Here is a 16,719-nt window from a genome sequence, read left to right on the forward strand (position 1 = left end):
GGCATCCAGCTTGCCGTCGCGCCGGTGTTTTTGCTCACTGCCGTCTCCGGCCTGATCGGGGCGGTGGCGGGGCGGCTTGCGCGCATCATCGACCGCGCCCGCGTGGTCGAGGCGCAAGCCTTGGCTTCGACCGACCCCGCCTTCCGCGCCCGTGCGCTGTCGGAAATCGCGCTCTTGCGCTGGCGCGGACGGCTCGCCAACGGCGCGGTCGCTTTGCTCACGCTGTGCGCCTTTTTCATCGGCTTGACGATCATCGTGCTGTTCGTTGCCGAGACCACGGACTTTCAGGCGAGTCGGCTGGCCGTGGCGGGCTTCCTCGGTGGGATCGGCTGCTTTCTCGCGGCCTTGCTGTGCTTTTTCATCGAGACCATGCTTGGCACCCGCATGCTGAACTTTCGTCTTCCGGAGTCGCCGACATGAAGCCCAAGGCGCGTGGTTTCGACGGCTTGTCGGCGTTGGTGTATTCGACCGAAGGCGGCCGCATGTGTCCGCAGTGCCGCCAGCCGGTGGCGCAATGCGTGTGCAAGGCGCGGGCCGAGGCGGCCGCGCGCGTGGCCGGGGACGGCGTGGTTCGTGTGGCACGCGAGAGTAAGGGGCGCGGCGGCAAGGTCGTCACGCTGGTGCGCGGCGTGCCCTTGGGCGGCGCCGAACTCGAAGCCTTGGCCAAGCAGCTCAAGACCGCCTGCGGCAGCGGCGGCACGGTCAAGGACGGGGTGGTCGAAATCCAGGGCGACCATGTCGCGCGCCTGGTGGACTGGCTCGCAGCGCGGGGCTTTAAGGTCAAGCGCGCAGGTGGATGAGCGGGTGGCACAGGGGTTGGTACCCGGGTCAACGCCGAGGGGGTCAGCCGCTGCGTCTGGACGTCACTGCGCAATCGCCCGGGCCGCCTCGCGCACCAGCGCTGGGCCACGGTAGATGAATCCGGTGTAGACCTGAACCAGGTTGGCGCCGGCTTCGATCTTTTGAACCGCGTCCGCGCCGCTCAAGATGCCGCCTACGCCGATGATGGGAAAGTCCGGCCCCAAGGCCGCGCGCAAGGCACGGATCACCCGGTTGCTGGGCTCGAACACCGGGGCGCCGCTGAGTCCGCCGGCTTCGTCGGCATGGGGCAGGCCGCGCACCGCATCGCGCGCCAAGGTCGTGTTGGTTGCCACGACGCCATCCATGCCGTGCGCGCGCAGCGCAGTGGCGATCGCTTCGATCTGGCCGTCGTCGAGGTCGGGTGCGATTTTGATGAAGATCGGCACGCGTCGTCCGTGCTTGTGCGCGAGCGTCTCGCGGGATTGAGCCAGCGCGCCAAGCAGGCCATCGAGCGCGGCGTCGCTTTGCAGCGCGCGCAAGTTCTTTGTGTTGGGGCTCGAGATGTTGACCGTCACATAGTCGGCATGGGCGTACACCCCCGCGAGCCCCGTGAGGTAGTCGCGCGTGGCCTCTTCGATCGGCGTGGCGGCGTTTTTGCCGATGTTGAGGCCGAGCACCATGGGCGTGCCCTGCGCCTGCGTGCGAAAGCGCGCGCGCTGCACATGCGCGATGAAAGCGTCGAGCCCTTCATTGTTGAAGCCCAGCCGGTTGATGAGCGCATGCGCTTCGGGCAGGCGGAACATGCGCGGCTTGGGGTTGCCTGGCTGCGGCAGCGGCGTGACGGTGCCGACCTCGACGAAGCCAAAGCCCATGGCGGCAAAGGCGTCGATGCAGCGCGCGTTCTTGTCGAGCCCTGCGGCGAGCCCAACGCGGTTGGGGAAGCGCAGGCCCGCGACCGTGACCGGGTCCTCGACCCGGGGCTGGGCCCAGGCGCAGGCCAGCGGTGTGTGCTGCAGGCGCTCGAGGCTCGAGAGCGTGAGTTCATGGGCGACTTCGGGGTCGAGCCGAAACAGCAGCGCGCGTGCGCCCGCGTAGGGGAAAAAGCTCATCGGATAATGCGTGTTTTGAACAGAGGAGATTGTCGCAAATGACGCAAGATGAACTCAAAGCGATGGTTGGCCGAGCCGCCCTCGACTATGTGACGCCGGGTGAGATCGTCGGGGTGGGGACGGGCTCGACCGTCAACAAGTTCATCGAGGCGCTCGCGACCCTGAAGGACCAGATCATCGGCGCGGTTTCGAGTTCCGAGGCCTCGACGGCGCGGCTCAAGGCGGTCGGAATCCCGGTGTTCGACTGCAACGAGGTCGAAGAGATCGCGGTCTATATCGACGGCGCCGACGAGATCGACCCCGCAGGCTACATGATCAAAGGCGGTGGCGCGGCACTCACGCGCGAGAAGATCGTCGCCGCCCAATCGAAGCGCTTCATCTGCATCGCCGACCAGTCCAAGCTCGTACACACCCTCGGGGCCTTCCCGCTGCCGGTGGAGGTGATCCCGATGGCGAGCCACCGCATCATGCGCCAGTTCGTCGCGCTGGGCGGCAAACCGGTGCAGCGCCTGAAAGACGGTAAACCCCTCGTGACCGACAACGGTCAGCACATCCTCGATGTGCAAGGCCTGCGCATCAGCGACCCGCTGGGCTTCGAGGCGATGGTGAGCCTCTGGCCGGGCGTCGTCGAGGTCGGTGTTTTTGCCCACCACAAGGCGAGCGTCTGCCTGCTGGGCACCGAGCAGGGCGTCAAAACCCTCAAATTCGACTGATTTTGCGACCTTGCCGGGATCAATAGGGCGGGGGTTGCTCTCGAAATCGGAGCGCGCGCTCGGAGGCGCGCTCCCGCTCAAAAGCGGATGCCGGCAGGATTGCTCGGCGCGCGCTGCGGCGGCGGGGCCGGCGGTGGGGCCGGCTCATAGGCCGAAGTGGGTGCCACCGCGCCGGCTGGCTGCGCGGCGGATGCCGCGGAGGGTGCCTTGGGTTCGGCCAGTGGCGCAGGCGGCGGCAGCCGGTAACCGGGTGGCAGCTGGGCGCTGCGTGGGTAGCCGGCAGCATCGAGATACTGGCGCCATTCGGTCTCGTTGTAGCCTTTGACGATGCGGTTGCCGATGCCGAGAACCGGCAGTTCCGTCGACTGAGTTCGCTGCTGTAGCAGCTGCGCGTCCTCGGCGGTGGTCACGGTCCGTTCGGCAAAAGGCACGCCGCGCTGCCGCAGGTAAGCCCGAGCAGCATCGCAAGCGGCGCACGACGAGGTGGTATAGAGCGTGATCGGATAGCGGCTCACGGCTTGCTGCAGTTCATAGGGAAGGGCAGGGCCTGAACCCGCTGCCGCCGCACCCGCTCGAGCCGGCTGCGAGGCAGCCTTGGCCGCGGGGGGTGGGGGGACGTCCGAGTAAGTGACGCGTCCATCCGGGCCAACGATGCGGTAGAGCGCCTGGGCCGAGGAACTGCCCCCGCCGAGCAGGAGCACAGCGGCGAACACGGCCCGCAACGGTCGGCGGTCGATCGATTCAAACACGTTTGATTCCTCCTCTTTGGGTACCCGCGGGTAGGATAGGCTCAGAGGCTCAGCCTCTCAGGGCTGGGTCTGCCGGGCGGGCGGCGCGTCCGCCATGCCTTGATGCCGCAGCAGCGCGTCGAGCCTGGGCTCGCGCCCGCGGAAGGCTTTGAACGAATCCATGGCAGGGCGGCTGCCGCCAGCTTCGAGGATTGCCTGCCGGTAACGGCGACCGGTTTCGCGGCTGTGGCGGCCGTCGCCGGAGACGGTTTCCTCGAAGGCGGCGTAGGCATCGGCGCTCAGCACCTCAGCCCACTTGTAGCTGTAATAACCCGCGGCGTAGCCACCGGCAAAGATGTGTCCAAAGCTGTGCGCGGTTCGCGCAAAGCCCGGCGGCGGCAGCACGGCGACCTCGGCACGAACCTGATCGAGCAAGGGCTGCAGATCGGCTTCGGGCTCGTGGTCGGTGTGCAGCAGGATGTCGAACAGCGCGTACTCGATTTGGCGCAGGGTCTGCAGGCCGCTTTGGTAGTTGCGCGCGGCGCTGATCTTGTCGAACAGGGCGCGCGGAATCGGCTCGCCCGTGTCCACGTGGGCCGTCATCGCGCGCAGGACGTTCCACTCCCAGCAAAAGTTCTCCATGAACTGGCTGGGCAACTCGACGGCATCCCACTCGACGCCACTGATGCCCGAGACATCACGCTCATCGACTTGAGTGAGCAGGTGGTGCAATCCGTGCCCGAATTCATGAAAGACGGTGATGACGTCGTCGTGGGTCAACAGCGCGGGCTTGTCGTCTTGGGGCCCAGCGAAGTTGCACACCAGATGCGCGACCGGCGTCTGCAGTTCGCCCGTGTCCGGGCGGCGCCAACGGGCGCGCACGTCGTCCATCCAGGCTCCGCCGCGTTTGCCGTTGCGCGCCGTGGGGTCGAAATAGAACTGGCCCACGAGCGAGCCTTCGCGCTCGATGCGGAAAAAACGCACGTCCGGATGCCAGACCGCCGCCTGGTCCGGGGCGATGCGAATCTCGAACAGATGTTCGACGAGTTCGAACAAACCTTGCAGCACCTTGGGCTGCGGGAAATACTGCTTCAGTTCCTGTTCGCTGAAGGCATAGCGGCTTTCCTTGAGGCGCTCGCCGATGTACGTCCAGTCCCAGGGCTGTGGGTCGCGGATGCCCAAATGCTCGGCCGCAAACGCGCGCATTTCGGCGACGTCGCGCTCGGCGTAGGGCCGGGCCCGCTCGGCGAGCGCTCGGAGGAACGCAGCCACTTCCTCGGGCGACTCGGCCATCTTCGGCACCAGGGACAGCGCCGCATAGTTCGGGTAGCCCAGCAGTTGTGCTTCTTCGCGGCGCAAGGCGAGGATTTCCCGAATGATCGGCGTGTTGTCGTAGCGCCGGGCTTCTCCTTCCGCCTGATCCGAGGCCCGAGTGACGTAGGCGCGGTAGAGCCGCTCCCGAAGTGCGCCGCTGCGCGCGTATTGCATGACGGGCAGATACGAGGGCAGCTTCAGCGTCAGCTTGTAGCCCTCACGGCCATCCTTCGAGGCGGCTTCCCGGGCCGCGAGCAGCACGTCCTCCGGGATGCCCTCGACCTCATCGGCGCTGGCGTAGTAGGCGAAATGATCGGTGGCATCGAGCACGTTTTCGCTGAATTTCTGGCTCAGTTCAGCCAGCCGCTCTTGAATCTGGGCGTGCCGCTCGCGCTGTTGGCCCTGCAGCTCGGCGCCGCCCAGCACGAAGGCGCGCAAGGCCAGCCGGTGCGCCTGGCGCTGGGCATCGTCAAGCGTGGCGGGGTCGATCGCCTTGTACTTGGCGTATAGCCGCTCGTCGGCGCCGAGCCGTGTCCAAAACTCGGTCACTGCAGGCAGCGCTTCGTTGTACGCAGCGCGCAGTTCCGGGCTGTCGGCCACGGCGTTGAGGTGGCTCACGACGCTCCACGCCCGGCCCAGGCGCTCGGTCGCCACGTCGAGCGTGCGCGCGATCGCCAACCAGTCGGCGGGGAATGAAGGCTCGGTGACCCGGGCCAGCGCCGCGTTGGCCTGGGCCAGCAGCTCTTGGATCGCGGGTACGACATGCGCCGGAGCCACCCGGTCGAATGCGGGCAGACCTGAGAAGTCGAGCAGGGGATTCGTTTCGTTTTCGGTGTTCATGCACCGATTGTGCGCGAACCGTGCAGGGCGCGGATGGCGCTGTCCGTCGCCAGAGCCTTATGGCAACGTTGAACAAGTTCCTCGCGCGCCGCGCATCCCGGCTGCAGGCGGGATGCGTCGTTGCAAATCCTCGCCATAGCTGCGGCTATGGCTGCGGTTTGCGCCTCGCATCCCATCCCGCCGCCGGGCGCGCACCATCGCGGGAACTTATTCAGCGTTGCCTTAGCGCCCAGGCAACGAGCGCTCGGCTGCCTGCAAGGTGTTGACCAGCAGCATCGTGATGGTCATCGGCCCGACGCCCCCGGGCACGGGCGTGATCCAGCCTGCCACGGTCGAGACCCCGGCATAGTCGACGTCGCCACAGAGCTTGCCCTCGGTCGTTCGGTTCATGCCGACGTCGATCACCACGGCACCGGGTTTGACCATGTCCGCCGTCACCAAGCCCTGCTTGCCGACCGCAGCGACCAGCACGTCGGCCTGCAGCGTCATGGCCTTGAGGTCCGGTGTTGCGCTGTGGCAGATCGTGACCGTGGCATGCTGCTGGAGCAGCAGCAAGGCCATGGGTTTGCCCACGATGTTGCTGCGGCCGATGACGACTGCGTGCTTGCCGCGCAACTCGTAGCCGATCGACTCGAGCATTTTCATGACGCCATGCGGCGTGCAGGGGAGAAAGCCCGGCAGCCCGGTGAGCAGCGCGCCCGCGTTGGCGACATGGAAGCCATCGACATCCTTCGACGGCGCAATCGCCTCGATGACCTTGTGCTCATCGATGTGCGCAGGCAAGGGCAGTTGCACCAGGATGCCGTGGATGCTGGGATCGGCGTTGAGTACCGCGATGCGCTCAAGCAGTTCGGCTTCCGACAGCGTCTGCGGATATTGCTCGAGCACCGAATGAAAGCCGACCTCGTGACAGGCACGCACCTTGTTGCGGACATAAACCTGGCTGGCCGGGTTGTCCCCCACGAGCAACACCGCCAGGCCGGGTGTCACGCCGTGCTGCTGAAGTGCGCGGGTGCGCTCGGCGACGCTGGTGCGCACGTGTTTGGAAATGGCAATGCCATCGATGATCTGGGCGGTCATGGCGGGTACTCGAATCAATGGGGCTGCGCCAGCTTCGGCGGGCGCAAGGGGGGTCAGCTTTTGGCGCTCGACGGGCCCAGCGCGATCTTCAGCAGGTCGGCGACCGTGTTGGCGTTGAGCTTTTCCATGATGTTCGCCCGGTGCGCTTCGACGGTCTTGATGCTGATGCCGAGGTCGTCGGCGATTTGCTTGTTCAGCCGACCGGCAACGATGCGCTCGAGCACCTGCGCCTCGCGGCTCGTCAGTCGCGCCATCATGGCCTCGCGGGCGGCGCTCTGCTGTTGCGCCTCGAAATTCTGCTGTGCGGCCTCGAGCATGCGGTCGACGATGGCCAGCAGCGAGGCTTCGTTGAACGGCTTTTGGATGAAGTCGTACGCGCCTTTCTTCATCGTTTCCACCGCCATGGGAACGTCACCGTGGCCGGTGATGAAGGCCATGGGCAAAGGCGAGCGACGTTCGATCAGGCGGTCTTGCAGATCGAGGCCGCTCATGCCCGACATGCGGATGTCGACCAGCAGACAGGCGACTTCGCGCGGATCGTGCCGGGCCAGAAAGCTCTCAGCCGAGTCGAACGCCTGCACGCGATAGTCTTTGCCTTCGAGCAGCCACTGCAGCGAGTCACGCACGGCCTCGTCGTCGTCCACGACGTAGACCTTGCCTCTTCCCGGAATCAAACTCATGCAGCTTCTCCATCAGCGTCGGATGCGTCGGCGCCCTCAGGGACATGAACCGGTATCCAGAAGCTGAAACAGCAGCCGACGACGAGCTCGCCATTGTAGAGGTTGCGTGCTTCCATCCGCCCCTGATGCGACTCGACGATGGTGCGGCAGAGGTTGAGTCCGATGCCCATGCCCTCGGTTTTCGTCGAGAAAAACGCTTCGTACAGCCGATCGAGCACTTCAGGCGCAAGGCCGCGACCGCGGTCTTCGACCGTGAAGGAAACGGTCGGCCGGCCATCGACTTCGCGCGCCGCAACCCGCAGTTCGACCACCCGATCGACCGGTGGGCGTTGCGCGGCGTCGATCGACTCGGCGGCATTCTTCAACAGGTTGATCAACACTTGCCCGATCAGGATAGGGTCGGCCGAGATTTTGGGCAGGGGCTCGGCCAAATGCCGGTGCAGCCGCACGCCGCGTCGGCGGTATTCGATTTCGGCCAATTCGACCGCTTCCTCGACGATCGTGGCCACGTCGGCCGCCTGGCGGTTGGGCTCGCTGCGCTTCACGAAGCTCTTGATGCGCTGAATGATCTGACCCGCGCGCTGCGCCTGGCGGGCCGTTTTCTCGAGCGCGCCGACGAGGTCCTCGCTGCAGGGCTGGCCGGAGCGGATGCGGGAGATCATCCCGTTGCAATAGTTGTTGATGGCGGTCAGCGGCTGGTTGAGTTCATGCGCGACACTCGAAGCCATCTCGCCCATGGTGATGAGCCGGCTGGCCGCCTGTGCGCGTTCGGCCTGCGAGGCTGCGAGTTCCTCGGCGCGCCGGCGCGCGGTGATGTCGGTCGCAATGACCATTTGCGCCAGCCGCCCGTCGACCCAGGTCAGATAGCGCGAGCGCACCTCGAGCCACATGGCCAGTTCGGCGACGAAGACCTCGGCATTTTCCGACTCGGCCGCGGACAAGGCGTCGGTCGGCAGACCCGCAAGGCTGTCTTCCTGTTCGTGGTCGGCATCTCGGGGATTTCGGGCCGGCCGCCCCGCCTGCTCCAGCAGCGACAAATGCCCGTCGGATCGAGCGCCAAACCACAGCCGATAGAGCTTGTTGGCGAACAGCAACTCGGTGCCGCCGAGGGGGACGACCGAAACCGAGGCGTCGAGCGCCTCGAGCACCGCCGTGAATCGCTCGTGAGAGGCTTGCAACTGGTCGCGGATGCGGTTGGGCTCGGTGATGTCGGTCATCGAGGTCATCCAGCCGGTTTGTTTGCCGCTCGCGTCGATCAGCGGCGAGACATAGAGCCGCGCATCGAAGCGTGTGCCGTCCTTGCGTTTGACGCGAAACTGCACGCCCGACGGTGGGATCTGACCGCTCAGCTCCTGCCGCAGTAGGGATTCCAGCCGCTCGGTGTCATCTTCCGGCCAGTAGGGGAAGGGCGCGCTTCGACCGAGCAGGTCTTCCTCGGTCCAGCCGGTCATGCGGCAAAAGGCCGGGTTGACGTAGGTGATGCGGCCGTCGAGATCGAGCGCACGCATCCCCGTCAACATGGAGTTTTCCATCGCCCGCCGAAAGCTCGTCTCGGCGAGCAAGGCTTGCTGGGCCTGCAGCCGTCGGCGCGTGTGACGCCAGTTGGCGACCAGCATCCAAGCCGTCAGCGCACTGAGCGCACCGACCAGCCAAAACAAACCGCTGCCGACGATCCCCAGCGAAGTCCGCCAGGCCTGGGCGCGCAGCACCAGGCCGTTGCCCACCGGCGGCACCGGTAGTTCCTCTTGGTTGAGGCGTGCTCGCCAGGGTACGAGTCCGAGGGAACTGCTTCGGCTGGGCACGTTTTGCCCGGCAATGAGCTCGCGCCGAGCATCGAGCAGCGCCAACGCGTACTTCGAGGCGATGTCGTTGGGTGTGCCGTAGCGCAGCAGGCTGTCGGGTGAGTATTCCGCCAGGATCGCGCCGGAGAACTTCTGCCCGTCGATCAGGGGGACGAGCAGGGTCAGGGTGCGGACGTCCGCGGAATGGTCGGCCGCAGTCGCCCAGGCATAGAGCGGTTGCTGCAACCGCTCCAGTGTTTCCAGGTTGTCGCGCAAGGGTCCGGGCGGCAAGCGTTCGCCGGCGACCCAGCGGCTGCCCCTGGCGAGGCTCGGCGTCGCGCGGCTCGCAAGGATGCGCCCGCGCTCGTCGATCCAGGTCAGGGCCTCGAGCTCCGGGTATTGCGCCACCAGCGCTTCGGCGCGCTGCATGAAGGCTTCGGGGTCGATCTCCCGATTGGCCGCGTCGCGCGCCAGCCGCATCACCTGCTCCTGCCGTTCGAGCAAGCGCAGCCGCAGGCGTTGCTGGGCATATTCGAGATCTCGCACCAGCGCTTCATGTTCGCGTTCCATTTCCTCGGCGCGCAAGTACCAGAACGAAACGACGATGGCCAGCAGGAACAGCAGCACGGCCGCGATCGGCGCGAGCATCGCGACGCGGTCTTGGCGACTGGGGGGTTGTCGCGTCCACCAGCGTCGCCACCAAACCAAGGGCGGTAGCTGCTTCAGGCGCAGGAAGCGGGGCGGTGAGAAAGCGGGGGGCATCGGCAAAGTGTACGAGGCCGGCATGCAGCCTGCTGAGGACCAAATTTCACAATGCAGAATACAAAAGCGTCATTTGAAATTGACGAAAAATTGTGGGAGACTAAGGCAACGCTGAATCAGTTCCCGTGATGGCGCGCGCCCGGCCGCGGGGTGGGATGCGAGGCGCAAACCGCAGCCATAGCCGCAGCTTTGGCGAGGATTTGCAACGAAGCAGACCGCCCGCAGCCGGGATGCGCGACGCGCGGGGGACTTGTTCAGCGTTACCCTAACGCTCATTCGTCCGCACCTGCGCGCCGGTTTCGCTATTTCATCCAACGAGGAGACGTCCGATGTCCGTTCCACCCGCACCTTTGTCTCTGCCCGGCGCGTCCGACGCCGACCCCGGCGAAACCCGCGAATGGCTCGAAGCGCTGTCGGCCGTCATCGAGCGTGAAGGGCCCGATCGCGCCCACTTTCTGCTGGAAGCCTTGCTCGAGCACGCGCGCGAAAACAGCATCGATTTGCCGTTTTCGGCCAACACGGGCTACGTCAACACGATCGAGCCCGAAGAAGAGGAGCGCAACCCCGGCAATCTCGAGCTCGAAGGGCGGTTGCGCGCCTACATGCGCTGGAACGCGATGGCCATGGTCGTCAAGGCCAATCGGCTCAACCCGCCCGATGGCGGGGATCTCGGCGGGCACATCAGCTCCTTCCAGTCCCTCGCGCACATGCTGGCCGTGGGCTTCAATCATTTCTGGCATGCCGACGACACGGATGCCGGTGGCACGCACGGCGGCGACCTGCTCTACATCCAAGGTCACAGTGCGCCCGGCATTTACGCCCGGGCGTATCTCGAGGGGCGGCTGACCGAGGAGCAATTGCTGCACTTCCGCCAAGAGGTCGACGGTAAGGGGCTTTCGAGTTACCCGCACCCCAAGCTGATGCCCGAGTTCTGGCAGTTTCCGACGGTCTCGATGGGGCTCGGGCCACTGATGGCGATTTATCAAGCGCGCTTTCTGAAGTATTTGCACGCTCGGGGGATCGCCGACACCGAGCGGCGCAAGGTCTGGGCCTTCTGTGGCGATGGGGAAATGGACGAGCCCGAGAGCATGGGCGCCATCGGCCTAGCAGCGCGCGAGAAGCTCGACAACCTGATTTTCGTCGTCAACTGCAACCTGCAACGGCTCGATGGGCCGGTCCGCGGCAACGGCAAGATCATTCAGGAGCTCGAAGCGGAGTTCCGGGGCGCGGGCTGGAACGTCATCAAGGTGATCTGGGGCAGCAACTGGGATCCGCTGCTGGCGCGCGACAAAGAAGGCGTGCTTCGCCGCATCATGATGGAGACGCTCGACGGCGATTACCAGGCGTTCAAAGCCAACGACGGTGCCTATGTCCGCAAGCATTTCTTTGGCCGCGACCCGAGAGCGCTCGAGCTCGTCGCGAAGATGAGCGACGAGGACATATGGAACCTGCGCCGCGGCGGTCACGATCCGCAAAAGGTTTACGCCGCGTTCCATCGCGCCTACCACCATCGCGGGCAGCCGACGGTGGTGCTGGTCAAGACGGTGAAGGGTTATGGCATGGGCAAGGTGGGCGAGGGCAAGAACACCGCGCACCAGACCAAAAAGCTCTCGGACGACGACATCCGCCACTTCCGCGACCGCTTCAACATTCCGATTCCCGATTCGGAATTGCCCAAGATTCCGTTTTACAAGCCGGCCGACGATACGCCCGAAATGCGCTACTTACACGAGCGGCGCCGGGCGCTGGGCGGCTACCTGCCCAAGCGGCGCACCCGCAGCGACGAGCAGTTCACCGTGCCCGCGCTGGAGGTGTTCCAGGCCGTGCTCGAGCCCACGGCTCCCGGGCGCGAAATTTCGACCACGCAGGCCTATGTGCGCTTTCTGACCCAGTTGCTGCGCGACCAGGCGCTGGGGCCGCGGGTGGTTCCCATCCTGGTCGACGAGGCGCGCACCTTTGGCATGGAGGGCTTGTTCCGACAGATCGGGATTTACAACCCCGAAGGTCAGAAATACACGCCGGTCGACAAAGACCAGGTGATGTACTACCGCGAGGACAAGGCCGGCCAGATCTTGCAGGAGGGCATCAACGAAGCCGGCGGCATGAGCAGCTGGATCGCTGCGGCCACCTCGTACTCGACGAACAACCGCATCATGGTGCCGTTTTTCGTCTATTACTCGATGTTCGGCTTCCAGCGCGTGGGCGACCTCGCTTGGGCAGCGGGCGACATGCAGGCGCGCGGCTTTTTGCTCGGGGGCACGAGCGGCCGGACGACCCTCAACGGGGAAGGGCTGCAACACGAAGACGGGCACAGCCACATCCTCTCCGGGGTGATTCCCAACTGCGTGAGCTACGACCCGACTTTTGCGCATGAGGTCGGCGTGATCTTGCACCATGGACTCAAGCGCATGGTCGAGCGTCAGGAGAACGTCTTTTTCTATGTGACGCTGCTCAATGAAAACTACGCCATGCCGGGCCTGACGCCGGGCACCGAAGAGCAGATCATCAAGGGCATGTATCTGTGCAAAGAGGGCCCGAAGCTCACGCCGCGCGTGCAGTTGCTCGGCAGCGGCTCCATCCTGCGCGAGAGCCTCGCGGCGCAGGAGCTGCTCGCCACCGACTGGGGGGTCGCAGCCAACGTCTGGAGCTGCCCGAGCTTTACCGAGCTGGCCCGCGACGGCCACGACTGCGAGCGGTGGAATCTGCTGCACCCGACTGAGACGCCGCGCGTGCCGTTCGCGACGCAGCAACTGGCGCCGCACGCGGGGCCCGTCATTGCATCGACCGATTACATCCGCAGCTTCCCTGAGCAAATTCGGCCCTTCATTCCCAAGGGCAGAAGCTACAAAGTTCTCGGAACCGATGGGTTTGGCCGCAGCGACTTCCGATACAAGTTGCGGGAACATTTCGAGATCGATCGCCGCTACATCACCGTGGCGGCGCTCAAGTCGCTGAGCGAAGACGGCACGGTGCCGGCTGCGACGGTGGCCGAGGCGATCCGCAAATACGGCCTGCAAGCCGACCGCATCAACCCGCTGCTCGCCTGAGCCTGCCACCGCAAGGAGATCCACATGGCATTGGTGGAAGTCAAGGTTCCCGACATCGGGGACTTCAAGGATGTGTCCGTCATCGAGCTGCTCGTCCAACCGGGTGACACGATCGCGGTCGATCAGAGCCTGCTCACCGTCGAGTCCGACAAAGCTTCGATGGAGATTCCGTCCTCCGTCGCAGGGGTCGTGCGTGAGCTGCGCGTGGCGCTCGGGGATCGGGTCAGCGAAGGCTCGGTGATCGCCCTCGTCGAGACCGCCGAGGGAGGGGCAGCCCCCGAGCCCGAAGCCGCGCCAGCCACCGCGGCCCCGGCGCAGCAGACAGCGGCGCCGCAGGTTGCCGTGGCCGCATCGACGCCCACGGCCGCGCCCATGCCCACATCGGCCGAGCGACCCGTCGAGCCGTTGATGCGCGCCGCAGCCCCGCTGGTCGCCGCGGTCGCGGCCGCCCCCGATGCGACGCGCCTAGCGAGCTTGCCGCACGCATCGCCTTCGGTGCGCCGCTTTGCGCGTGAACTCGGGGTACCGCTCGAAGAGGTCACGGGTACTGGCCCCAAAGGCCGGATCACGCTCGAAGACGTGCGCAACTTCAGCCGTGCGGTCATGCAGGGCCAGCTTCAAACCCGCGCGCAAGCCGAGCGTTTCGTGCAGGCGCAAGCAGCGTCGCCCGCCGTCTTGGCCGATTTGCTGCCCTGGCCGCAGGTGGACTTTGCGAAATTCGGCCCCGTCGAGCGCAAGGAGCGGCCCCGAATCAAAAAGATCAGCGGCGCCAACCTGCACCGCAACTGGGTGATGATTCCGCATGTCACCCACCACGAAAACGCGGATGTCACGGATCTCGAGGCGCTTCGGGTGGCGCTCAACCAAGAGCACGAGAAACAGGGCGTCAAGTTCACCATGCTGGCTTTCGTCATCAAGGCGGTGGTGGCGGCGCTGCAGAAATTCCCGGAGTTCAATGCCTCGCTCGACGGGGACGCGCTGATTTACAAAAAATACTTCCACATCGGCTTTGCTGCCGATACGCCCAACGGCCTGGTCGTTCCGGTGCTCAAGGATGCCGACCGCAAGGGGCTGGTTCAGATCAGCCAGGAACTCGCCCAGTTGTCGGCCAAGGCGCGCGAGGGCAAGCTCACGCCGGCCGAGATGTCGGGCGGGTGCTTCAGCATCTCGTCGCTCGGGGGCATAGGGGGCCGTTACTTCACGCCGATCGTCAATGCGCCCGAGGTCGCGATCCTCGGCTTGACCAAGACCTTCAGGGAGCCGGTCTGGAACGGCGAGGCATTCACACCGCGCCTGACTTTGCCCATGTCTTTATCGTATGACCACCGGGTGATCGACGGAGCGGCCGCCGCCCGATTTGCGGCCTACCTGAGTCAGTTGCTTGGCGATTTCCGCCGGGTTTTGCTTTGAGCGGGGAGCGTCGGATGGCACAAATCGAAGTCAAAGTCCCAGACATCGGGGACTTCAAGGATGTCGCGGTCATCGAACTGCTGGTGCGGCCGGGGGACCGGGTTGCGGTGGATCAGAGCTTGGTCACGGTCGAGTCGGACAAGGCTTCGATGGAAATTCCCTCGAGCCACGCCGGGGTGGTCACCGAGCTGCTGGTCCAGCTGGGCGACAAGGTCAGCGAGGGCACGCCTTTGCTGCGGCTCGAGACGGCCGCGGATGCCGGCATAGGCCTGACGGCCGCCGAGCCCACAGGAGGGGGAGCGCGGGCCAATTTGGAGCAAAAAGCCGCGGATGCCAGCGAAAAAAGCTCTTCTGTAGCTCCTGAAAAAGGAGCGTCTGATGCGGTAGCGGCGCCCCCGGCACCGGCGGGCGCGGCACCCGAATCCCAGGCGGACTGCGATTTGCTCGTTCTCGGCGGCGGCCCTGGCGGCTACTCGGCGGCATTCCGCGCGGCAGACCTGGGCTTGAAGGTGGTGCTGGTCGAGCGCTACGCCCAGCTGGGCGGTGTCTGCCTCAACGTCGGCTGCATCCCGAGCAAGGCTCTGCTGCATGTGGCGGCGGTGATCGACGAGGCGCGTCATCTGGCTGCGGCCGGCGTCTCGTTTGGCGAACCCAGGGTCGACATCGACACGCTGCGTGCGCACAAGCAAAAGGTGGTGAGCAAGCTCAATGGGGGTCTGGCGGCCATGGCCAAGATGCGCAAGGTCACGGTCGTGCGTGGCTATGCGAGCTTCACGGGCCCGCACGAGGTCGAAGTCGAAGAAACCACGGGCAGCGGGCAGGACAAGACTGGCGTGCGGCAGCGCCTGGGGTTCCGTCGCTGCATCATCGCCGCGGGCTCGCAGGCCGTGCGCTTGCCCTTCCTGCCCGATGACCCGCGCATCATCGATTCCACCGGGGCACTGGAACTCGCGGGCGTGCCCGAAAAAATGCTCATCATCGGTGGCGGCATCATCGGCCTGGAAATGGGCACCGTCTACAGCACGCTGGGGGCGCGTCTCGACGTGGTCGAAATGCTCGACGGACTGATGCCGGGGGCTGACCGCGACCTGGTGCGGGTGTGGGAGAAGCTGAACAAACCGCGCTTCGACCGTATCCTGCTCAAGACACGCACCGTTGCCGCCGAAGCGACCGCCGAGGGCATCCGCGTGCAGTTCGAAGGGCTCGACGGCACCCAGAGCGTCGGGGTTTACGACCGTGTGCTGCAAGCGGTCGGCCGCAGCCCCAACGGCCGCAAGATCGGCGCGGAGCAGGCCGGTGTTGCGGTCAATGAGCGTGGCTTCATCCCCGTCGACGCGCAAATGCGCACCAACGTCGCGCACATCCACGCCATCGGTGACATCGTCGGGCAGCCCATGCTGGCGCACAAGGCGGTGCACGAAGGGCATGTGGCCGCCGAGGTCATTGCCGGCGAATTGCTCGGCGACCGGACCCTCGCGGCGTCCACCTTCGACGCCCGAGTGATACCGAGCGTGGCCTACACCGACCCGGAGATCGCCTGGGTCGGCCTCACCGAAGACCAAGCCAAGGCGCAGGGCATCCCGGTCAAGAAGGGCCTGTTCCCCTGGAGTGCTTCGGGGCGCGCGATCGCCAACGGCCGGGACGAGGGTTTCACCAAGCTGCTGTTCGACGATCGCCCCGAAGCGCAGGGCCACGGCCGGATTCTGGGGGGTGGCATCGTCGGCACCCACGCCGGCGACATGATCGGCGAGGTGGCCCTGGCGATCGAGATGGGTGCCGACGCGGTCGATATCGGCAGCACCATCCACCCGCACCCGACGCTGGGCGAGAGTCTGGGCATGGCCGCCGAAGTGGCACACGGCTCTTGTACCGACGTTCCACCGCAAAGGAAGTAAGGCAACCCTGAATAAGTTCCCGCGATGGTGCGCGCCCGCAGCCGGGATGCACGGCGCGCGAGGGACTTGTTCAGCGTTGCCTGAAGGCCCCGCGAGTGTGGGCCTCGGGACACGGCCGCCGATCCTCGGCGCGGCCTGTGTCGGGGGTGCACTGGGGCTGTCTCAGCCTGGCTGCGGGCTCAGAGCACTTTGAACAGCTTCTCGCGGAACTCGGGTAGGCGCTTGGCCCCGATCGTGCTGCTGGCGATCGTCTCGGCCCAGCGTGGGTAGACGCGGCGCACCTCCTCGACGGTCTTGCACGCGAAGATGGCCTCCAGCAGCGACAGACGCGTGTTGGGCTGGAAGATGGTGTTGACCGTGTTCATCATGAAGTTCCGGGCCATTTCGACATCCTTGGCGCTACGTGCGGATGGGTCGGGCAGCATCGCAAGGTCGTCGGGCTCAGAAGGATGGGTTGCCGAGGCCGGCGCCGGGCTGGCTGAGCGCGACGCCGTCGACGAGGCGGAGGTTGCCGCCCGCCCCAGCGAATGGATGCAGCCTTTCTCCCACAGCACGGCGA

At 65.7% G+C, this 16,719-nt stretch carries 12 protein-coding genes and 1 pseudogene; 6 read left to right on the top strand and 7 right to left on the bottom strand.

Features of this window, described 5'->3' with window-relative positions; all coding sequences use genetic code 11:
* Nucleotides 1–420, top strand: a 420-nt coding sequence (locus JHC36_RS09475; protein WP_287918516.1) for a DUF2721 domain-containing protein, incomplete at its 5' end; no start/stop codon positions are given.
* Nucleotides 417–800, top strand: coding sequence for a translation initiation factor Sui1 (locus JHC36_RS09480; RefSeq protein WP_287918518.1), 384 nt, complete (start codon nucleotides 417–419; stop codon nucleotides 798–800). The genes JHC36_RS09475 and JHC36_RS09480, both read left to right, overlap by 4 nt.
* 63 nt (nucleotides 801–863) lie before the next feature.
* Here the strand turns inward: JHC36_RS09480 and JHC36_RS09485 are convergent, their stop codons facing one another.
* Complete coding sequence (locus JHC36_RS09485) at nucleotides 864–1,910, bottom strand: quinone-dependent dihydroorotate dehydrogenase (protein ID WP_287918519.1); 1,047 nt, start codon at nucleotides 1,908–1,910, stop codon at nucleotides 864–866.
* 38 nt (nucleotides 1,911–1,948) lie between these two features.
* Between JHC36_RS09485 and rpiA the strand changes: the two genes are divergently transcribed.
* Entirely contained in the window at nucleotides 1,949–2,623 is a 675-nt protein-coding gene (gene rpiA, locus JHC36_RS09490; RefSeq protein WP_287918521.1) for a ribose-5-phosphate isomerase RpiA, read from the top strand.
* A gap of 77 nt (nucleotides 2,624–2,700) precedes the next feature.
* Here the strand turns inward: rpiA and JHC36_RS09495 are convergent, their stop codons facing one another.
* The 5 genes from JHC36_RS09495 to JHC36_RS09515 form a co-directional block, all read right to left on the bottom strand.
* Nucleotides 2,701–3,372: a glutaredoxin family protein gene (locus JHC36_RS09495; protein ID WP_287918522.1), complete on the bottom strand. Its 672-nt coding sequence runs from the start codon at nucleotides 3,370–3,372 to the stop codon at nucleotides 2,701–2,703.
* A gap of 57 nt (nucleotides 3,373–3,429) precedes the next feature.
* Complete coding sequence (locus JHC36_RS09500) at nucleotides 3,430–5,505, bottom strand: M3 family metallopeptidase (protein ID WP_287918524.1); 2,076 nt, start codon at nucleotides 5,503–5,505, stop codon at nucleotides 3,430–3,432.
* Nucleotides 5,506–5,727: 222 nt separating this feature from the next.
* Nucleotides 5,728–6,585 (bottom strand): bifunctional methylenetetrahydrofolate dehydrogenase/methenyltetrahydrofolate cyclohydrolase FolD, encoded by an 858-nt coding sequence (folD, locus tag JHC36_RS09505; protein WP_287918525.1) that lies wholly within the window; start codon nucleotides 6,583–6,585, stop codon nucleotides 5,728–5,730.
* Nucleotides 6,586–6,638: 53 nt separating this feature from the next.
* Nucleotides 6,639–7,265, bottom strand: coding sequence for a response regulator transcription factor (locus JHC36_RS09510; RefSeq protein ID WP_287918527.1), 627 nt, complete (start codon nucleotides 7,263–7,265; stop codon nucleotides 6,639–6,641).
* The gene (locus tag JHC36_RS09515; protein ID WP_287918529.1) at nucleotides 7,262–9,808 is read right to left on the bottom strand and encodes a PAS domain-containing sensor histidine kinase; all 2,547 of its coding nucleotides are present in this window, start codon (nucleotides 9,806–9,808) and stop codon (nucleotides 7,262–7,264) included. Before JHC36_RS09515 ends, JHC36_RS09510 begins: the two co-directional genes overlap by 4 nt.
* A gap of 329 nt (nucleotides 9,809–10,137) precedes the next feature.
* On the opposite strand from JHC36_RS09515, the gene aceE reads away from it, so the two are divergent.
* Genes aceE through lpdA form a run of 3 tightly spaced genes read left to right on the top strand, consistent with a single transcriptional unit; the run spans nucleotide 10,138 to nucleotide 16,160 of the window.
* On the top strand, nucleotides 10,138–12,855 hold the full coding sequence (aceE, locus tag JHC36_RS09520) for a pyruvate dehydrogenase (acetyl-transferring), homodimeric type (RefSeq protein ID WP_287918531.1): 2,718 nt from the start codon (nucleotides 10,138–10,140) through the stop codon (nucleotides 12,853–12,855).
* 24 nt (nucleotides 12,856–12,879) lie between these two features.
* On the top strand, nucleotides 12,880–14,265 hold the full coding sequence (gene aceF, locus JHC36_RS09525) for a dihydrolipoyllysine-residue acetyltransferase (RefSeq protein ID WP_287918533.1): 1,386 nt from the start codon (nucleotides 12,880–12,882) through the stop codon (nucleotides 14,263–14,265).
* 14 nt (nucleotides 14,266–14,279) lie between these two features.
* Nucleotides 14,280–16,160: a dihydrolipoyl dehydrogenase gene (gene lpdA / locus JHC36_RS09530; protein ID WP_287918535.1), complete on the top strand. Its 1,881-nt coding sequence runs from the start codon at nucleotides 14,280–14,282 to the stop codon at nucleotides 16,158–16,160.
* A gap of 179 nt (nucleotides 16,161–16,339) precedes the next feature.
* Here the strand turns inward: lpdA and JHC36_RS09535 are convergent.
* Nucleotides 16,340–16,719: pseudogene (locus JHC36_RS09535) on the bottom strand (hypothetical protein); the annotation flags it as partial.

This window comes from Tibeticola sp. (assembly GCF_022759015.1).
GTDB classification, from domain to species: Bacteria; Pseudomonadota; Gammaproteobacteria; order Burkholderiales; family Burkholderiaceae_C; genus Tibeticola; species Tibeticola sediminis.